Origin of the sequence: Streptomyces roseochromogenus subsp. oscitans DS 12.976 (assembly GCF_000497445.1) — a bacterium.
Lineage (GTDB): Bacteria > Actinomycetota > Actinomycetes > Streptomycetales > Streptomycetaceae > Streptomyces > Streptomyces oscitans.
Genome location: NZ_CM002285.1, coordinates 1392126 through 1398570, shown reverse-complemented (window position 1 = coordinate 1398570; position 6445 = coordinate 1392126). Strand labels below are relative to the sequence as shown.

At 71.5% G+C, this 6445-nt stretch carries 6 protein-coding genes; 4 read left to right on the top strand and 2 right to left on the bottom strand.

Annotated features, from left to right (window positions below; all coding sequences use genetic code 11):
• Nucleotides 1-2193 (bottom strand): Tex family protein (locus M878_RS56315; RefSeq protein WP_023545317.1); only part of this gene is annotated, 2193 nt, incomplete at its 3' end.
• Between the two features lie 281 nt (nt 2194-2474).
• On the opposite strand from M878_RS56315, the gene M878_RS56310 reads away from it, so the two are divergent.
• Entirely contained in the window at nt 2475-3434 is a 960-nt protein-coding gene (locus M878_RS56310) for a GlxA family transcriptional regulator (RefSeq protein ID WP_023545316.1), read from the top strand.
• A gap of 48 nt (nt 3435-3482) precedes the next feature.
• Entirely contained in the window at nt 3483-4118 is a 636-nt protein-coding gene (locus M878_RS56305; protein ID WP_023545315.1) for a DJ-1/PfpI family protein, read from the top strand.
• Here the strand turns inward: M878_RS56305 and M878_RS56300 are convergent.
• Nucleotides 4105-4887 carry an enoyl-CoA hydratase/isomerase family protein gene (locus tag M878_RS56300; RefSeq protein ID WP_023545314.1) on the bottom strand — a complete coding sequence of 261 codons (783 nt, stop codon included), beginning with the start codon at nt 4885-4887 and terminating at the stop codon, nt 4105-4107. The genes M878_RS56305 and M878_RS56300 overlap by 14 nt on opposite strands.
• 185 nt (nt 4888-5072) lie before the next feature.
• Here M878_RS56300 and M878_RS56295 point away from each other — a divergent pair, with 185 nt between their 5' ends.
• Both M878_RS56295 and M878_RS56290 read left to right on the top strand, forming a co-directional pair.
• Nucleotides 5073-5672, top strand: a complete 600-nt coding sequence (locus tag M878_RS56295) for an HdeD family acid-resistance protein (RefSeq protein WP_023545313.1) — start codon at nt 5073-5075, stop codon at nt 5670-5672.
• Nucleotides 5673-5849: 177 nt separating this feature from the next.
• Nucleotides 5850-6353, top strand: a complete 504-nt coding sequence (locus M878_RS56290) for an ATP-binding protein (RefSeq protein ID WP_031224276.1) — start codon at nt 5850-5852, stop codon at nt 6351-6353.
• Nucleotides 6354-6445: the final 92 nt, after the last annotated feature.

The following is a 6445-nucleotide window of genomic DNA, read 5'->3' as shown; positions in this document are numbered from 1 at the left end:
GTCGTCCAGACGCAGGGTCAGGGCGATCCGCTTGCGCGGGATGTCCACGTCCAGGACCTTCACCTTGACGATGTCACCCGGCTTGGCGACATCGCGCGGGTCCTTGACGAACGTCCTGGACATCGCCGACACATGGACCAGGCCGTCCTGGTGGACGCCGACGTCCACGAACGCGCCGAAGGCGGCCACGTTCGTCACCACGCCTTCCAGGATCATCCCGGCGGACAGGTCGGAGATCTTCTCCACGCCCTCCTTGAAGGTGGCCGTCTTGAAGGCCGGACGCGGGTCGCGCCCCGGCTTCTCCAGCTCCTTGAGAATGTCCGTCACCGTCGGCAGACCGAAGGTGTCGTCCACGAAATCGGCCGGCTTCAGCGAGCGCAGCACACCCGTGTTGCCGATGAGGGAGGCCACCTCCTGGCCCGTGGTCTTCACCATGCGGCGGACCACCGGATAGGCCTCGGGGTGCACGCTGGAGGAGTCCAGCGGGTCGTCGCCACCACGGATGCGCAGGAAGCCCGCGCACTGCTCGAACGCCTTCGGGCCGAGCCGCGCCACCTTCTTCAGCTCCGAGCGGGACGTGAACGGGCCGTTCGTGTCCCGGTGCGCCACGATGTTCTCGGCGAGGCCCGAGGAGATGCCGGACACCCGCGAAAGCAGCGGCACGGACGCGGTGTTGACGTCCACGCCGACGCCGTTCACACAGTCCTCGACCACCGCGTCCAGCGAGCGGGACAGCTTCACCTCGGACAGGTCGTGCTGGTACTGGCCGACGCCGATGGACTTCGGGTCGATCTTCACCAGCTCGGCCAGCGGGTCCTGCAGCCGCCGCGCGATGGACACCGCGCCGCGCAGCGACACGTCCATGTCGGGCAGCTCCTGCGAGGCGTACTGCGACGCCGAGTACACCGACGCGCCCGCCTCGGACACCGTCACCTTGGTGAGCTTCAACTCCGGGTGCCTGGTGATCAGTTCACCGGCGAGCTTGTCGGTCTCGCGGGAGGCGGTGCCGTTGCCGATCGCGATCAGTTCGACCATGTGCTCCTTCGCGAGCCCGGCCAGCTTGGCGATCGCCTCGTCCCACTTGTTGGCCGGGACGTGCGGGTAGATCACGTCCGTGGCGACGACCTTGCCGGTCGCGTCGACCACGGCGACCTTCACACCCGTACGGAAACCCGGGTCCAGGCCCAGCGTCGCACGCGTGCCGGCCGGGGCGGCCAGCAGCAGGTCGCGCAGGTTCGCCGCGAAGACGTTCACCGCCTCGTCCTCGGCGGCCGTGCGCAGCCTGAGGCGCAGGTCGATGCCGAGGTGGACGAGGATGCGGGTGCGCCAGGCCCAGCGGACCGTGTCCGTCAGCCACTTGTCGGCCGGCCGGCCCCGGTCGGCGATCGCGAACCGGTGCGCGACGATGCCCTCGTACGACGACGGAGCCGATGAGGACTCAGCGGCCTCCTCCGGTTCCAGGACGAGGTCGAGGACCTCCTCCTTCTCGCCGCGCAGCATCGCGAGGATGCGGTGCGAGGGCAGCTCGGTGAACGGCTCGGCGAAGTCGAAGTAGTCGGCGAACTTGGCGCCCGCCTCCTCCTTGCCCTCGCGCACCTTCGCGGCCAGCCGCCCGCGCACCCACATGCGCTCACGCAGCTCGCCGATCAGGTCGGCGTCCTCCGAGAACCGCTCGGTGAGGATCGCCCGCGCCCCGTCCAGGGCGGCCTGCGGATCGGCGACGCCCTTGTCGGCGTCCACGAACGCGGCCGCGGCCGCCAGCGGCTCCACCGTCGGATCGCCCAGCAGGCCCTCCGCCAGCGGCTCCAGACCGGCCTCGCGCGCGATCTGCGCCTTGGTGCGCCGCTTGGGCTTGTACGGGAGGTAGACGTCCTCCAGTCGCGCCTTGGTCTCGGCGCCGCGGATCTGTGCCTCCAGCTCGTCGGTGAGCTTGCCCTGCTCGCGCACCGACTCCAGGATCGCGGTCCGCCGCTCCTCCAGCTCCCGCAGATAGCGCAGCCGCTCCTCGAGCGTACGCAGCTGCGCGTCGTCGAGCATCTCGGTCGCTTCCTTGCGGTAGCGGGCGATGAAGGGCACGGTCGAACCGCCGTCGAGCAGTTCCACCGCGGCCTTCACCTGCCGCTCCCGTACGCCGAGTTCCTCGGCGATCCTGCCTTCGATGGATCCTGCTTCGATGGATCCGGGTGTCGTCACGATCCCGTACCGCCTTCTCCACTGAGGTTGCGCGGCAATTGTGGCAGGTGACACCGACAACCGGGGATCAGGGCGGCTCCCCGGCGGGCCGCCGTGCCGATCGGCGCGCCCAGGGCGGCGCCGGACCCGCAGGTGACCGGCGTGCCCGCCACGGCGCGTCTCCGCCGGTCCGCCGCACCACTTCCGCGAAGGCTCGGATCACGCGGGCCTGCGGCCGATGGCAGAAAAGGTGGGAAGCGCGTCATTGCAGCCATGCCTCCCGGCGGCGAAGAATCGAAGGCATGGCGCAGCGAACTCTTCTCTTCGTCCTCTTCGACGGCGTCCAGAGCCTCGACGTCACCGGCCCGCTGGAGGTGTTCGCCGGCGCGGAGAAGCACACACCGGGCACCTACCGGGTCCGTACGGCCTCCCTGGACGGCGGCCCGGTACGCACCTCCAGCGGCCTGACCCTCGTACCGGACGAGGCACTCACCACGGCCCCCGACCCGCACACCCTGCTGGTGCCCGGCGGCCAGGGCACGCGCCTGCCCGACCCGCGGCTGATCGCCTGGCTGCGCGCCCGCGGACCGCGTGTCCCGCGGCTGGTCTCGGTGTGCACGGGCGCCATCCTGATCGCCGCCGCGGGACTTCTCGACGGCCGCCGGGCGACCACCCACTGGGCCTACTGCGACAAGCTCGCCCGCGACCACCCGGCCGTCGCCGTGGATCCGGAGCCGATCTACGTCCGGGACGGGCACGTCGCCACTTCGGCCGGGGTGACCTCCGGCATCGACCTGGCCCTCGCCCTGGTCGAGGAGGACCTGGACCGGGACGTCGCCCTCGCCGTCGCCCGGCACCTGGTGGTCTTCCTGCGCCGGCCCGGCAACCAGGCGCAGTTCAGCGCCCAGCTCGCCGCCCAGACCGCGCAGCGCGCACCCCTCCGGGAGGTCCAGCGCTGGATCACCGAGCACCCGGCCGGCGACCTCACGGTCGAGTCGCTCGCCGCCCGGGCCCGCCTGTCACCCCGCCACTTCGCCCGCGCCTTCCGTGAGGAGACCGGCATGACACCCGGCCGCTACGTCGACCGGGTCCGCCTGGAACACGCCCGCCGCCTGCTGGAGGACACCGCCGACGGCATCGAGGAGATCGCCCGCACCAGCGGCTACGGCACCCCCGAGGCCATGCGCCGCGCCTTCGTTAAAACCCTCGGCACGGCCCCGGCCGAGTACCGCCGCCGTTTCCGCCCCGCCCTCACCCGCTGAGCGCCACGGTCCCATACCGATGCCCGATACCCGATGAAGGGACACACCATGCAGATCGCCATCGTCCTGTACGACCGCTTCACCGCCCTGGACGCCGTAGGCCCGTACGAGATCCTCTCCCGCCTCCCTGATGCCGAGACCGTGTTCGTCGCCGAACGCACCGGGTCCGTCCGCACCGACACCGGAGCGCTCGCAGTCGTCGCGGACCGGTCGCTCGCGGAGGTCACGTGCCCGGACGTCGTGGTGGTGCCGGGCGGCCCGGGCCAGCAGGCCCTGATGGAGCACCGGCCCCTGCTCGACTGGCTGTGCGCCGTCGACGCGGCGAGCACCTGGACGACCTCGGTGTGCACGGGCTCCCTGCTGCTCGCCGCCGCCGGACTCCTGGACGGCCGCCGCGCGACCTCGCACTGGCTGGCACTGGACCAGCTGAAGCGCTTCGGCGCCGAGCCGGCGGAGGAGCGGGTGGTGGCGGACGGGAAGTACGTCACCGCCGCCGGTGTCTCCGCGGGCATCGACATGGCCCTCACCCTGTCCGGCCGCATCGCCGGTGACGAGCACGCGCAGGCCGTCCAGCTGGCCACGGAGTACGACCCGCAGCCGCCCTACGCCGCCGGATCCCCGCGCAAGGCTCCCGCTCAGGTCGTCGAGGCGCTGCGCGCCCGGAGCCGTTTCATCCTGATGTAGACCCTGACGAAGCAGACCCTGACGTAGACACGCTCCAGGTGAAGCGCGGCTGCCGGCGCTCCAGGAACGCGGCGACGCCTTCCGCGGTGTCGGGGTTGCCCTGGGCCCGCTCGGCCCAGTGGGCGTCCCGGTCGGTCCGGCCGCCCGCGAACTCCTTTGCGGCGGCCTGGGTGAGCTGCGAGCGGGAGACCAGGATCCGGGTCAACTCCGCGACCCGCTTGTCCAGTTCGCCGACCGGCAGCACCTCGTCCACGAGCCCGGTGCCGAGCGCCCGCCCGGCGTCGATCAACTCCGCGGTGAACAACAGGTACTTGGCGGTGGCCGGGCCCACCAGCGACACCAGGCGGCGGGTCGAGGAGGCCGGATAGACGATTCCGAGCCGCGCCGGCGTCACCCCGAACAGCGCGCCCTCCTCCGCCAGCCGCAGATCGCAGGCTGCCGCGAGCTGCGCCCCGCCGCCCACGCAGTGCCCGCGCACGGCGGCCAGGGCCGGCTTGGGAAACGCGGCGAGCGCTTCCTCGGCCGCCACCGCGAGCGCCTGGGCCTCGGCCGGTGAGCCCTGGAGCGTGCTGATGTCGGCGCCCGCGCAGAAGGTCCCGCCCTCCCCGGTCAGCACCAGCGCCCGCACGCCCGGGTCGCGCGCGAACGCGTCCAGCAGCGGAGGCAGCGCATGCCACATCGCCGCGGTCATGGCGTTGCGCTTGGCCGGGTGGCGGATGACGACGGTGGCGACGGCGCCTTCGATGTGATGGGACAGCTGGGGCTCCATGCCCGGATCGTATCGGGGGGTCCGGCGCGGCCTGGAAGCGCGACCGGGTTCGAGAACACCCGGCGAGTTACGGAACCCGGCTCAGCGGGCACAAAAGGGAAAGTGAGGCTCAAAAGGGAAAAGGGGTAGAAGAGAAAGCGGAAGGGAAAAACGGGGATTGAATCGGCGCGATCAAGGAGCTGGCGATGGTCAAGGCCGGCAAGCGCACAGACAAGGCGAAGAGGCTGTACCGGGGATTCAGCTGGCTCGCCGCGCTCGGTGTGATCCTCGTACTCGCCGGGCTCGTCGGACTCTTCTACACCGCGATCGCCACGCTCACCTCGATGCTGCTGTTCGGCTGGCTGCTGCTGATCGGCGGGATCGTCGGCCTGCTGCACGCGATCCAGGCCCGCGGCACCAGCTTCTTCTGGCTCGGCGTCGTCGTCGCCGCCCTCAACATCGCGGCCGGCGTCGTCGTCATCCGGCTGCCGCATGCGGCAGCCGACGCGCTCACCATGTTCGCCGCGCTGCTGTTCCTCTCCGCGGGCCTGTTCCGGCTCGTCGGCAGCATGGTCGTGCGCGGACCGCAGTTCGGCTGGACGCTGCTGCTCGGCGTCTTCGACCTGCTGCTCGGGACCCTGGTCCTCGGCCACTGGCCGAGCAGCAGCCAGTACGTCATCGGGGCCTTCTTCTCGCTCGCCCTGCTCTTCGACGGCCTCGGCCTCGTGGCCACCGGCTACGGCGGGCGCCGTATCGTCGGGCTCGTCTCCGAGCGGGGGCCGTCCGGGCCCATACCACCCGACTAGTTCGCGAACCGGCGCGTCCCGGCGACAGGAACAGTCCCCACACGTGACCGTGTCATACGCACTCGGTCAGAAACCGCCCGATACCCGCTGACTTGTGTTCAGGCGCGTGGACCGGCGCGGATCGTTACCAACACTCGACGTGTGGTGACAATCGAGCGCGAGGGTGGCGACCGGACGATGGACAACCACGGGCGCGGGGACGGCCCGCGCCCAGCGGGGCATGCCGAGTGTCCGCCCGATCCTCTGCCGTACGAGGGCGTCTGGCGCTTCACCGCCGCTGCGGTGGACGCCTCGGTCCCGCAGGCCCGGCATGCCGTCCGGGATCTGCTGCTGCGCCAGGGCGTGCCGGTCTCCGACGAGCTGGAGTACGGCTTGCTGCTGATCGTCTCCGAGCTGGTCACCAACGCGGTCCGGCATGCGGCGCTGCTGTCGCCGACGCTGGCCGTGGAGGTCGCGGTCGGAGCCGAGTGGGTGCGGGTGTCCGTGGAGGACAACCATCCCTACCGGCCGACCGCCCTGGAGGCCGACCACGGCCAGACCGGCGGCCGGGGCCTGCTGCTGGTCCGCGAGGTGGCACAGGAGGCGGGCGGAACCGTCGACGTGGAGCACACCGCGAGCGGCGGCAAGGTGATCTGGGCCGCCCTGCCCCTCAAGCCGACGACACTGCCAGCCTCCCCGTGAGGCTGCCGCAGCGCCGCAGCCTCCGCGCGGTACTGCTTCAGCGCGGCAGCCTCCCCGTGAGGCTGCCGCAGCGCCGCAGCCTCCGCGCGGTA

Coding starts and splice junctions, on each gene's coding strand:
- M878_RS56310 (WP_023545316.1), top strand. CDS start 2,475: ATGGCGCAGCGAACTCTTCTCTTCGTCCTCTTCGACGGCGTCCAGAGC.
- M878_RS56305 (WP_023545315.1), top strand. CDS start 3,483: ATGCAGATCGCCATCGTCCTGTACGACCGCTTCACCGCCCTGGACGCC.
- M878_RS56300 (WP_023545314.1), bottom strand. CDS start 4,887: ATGGAGCCCCAGCTGTCCCATCACATCGAAGGCGCCGTCGCCACCGTC.
- M878_RS56295 (WP_023545313.1), top strand. CDS start 5,073: ATGGTCAAGGCCGGCAAGCGCACAGACAAGGCGAAGAGGCTGTACCGG.
- M878_RS56290 (WP_031224276.1), top strand. CDS start 5,850: ATGGACAACCACGGGCGCGGGGACGGCCCGCGCCCAGCGGGGCATGCC.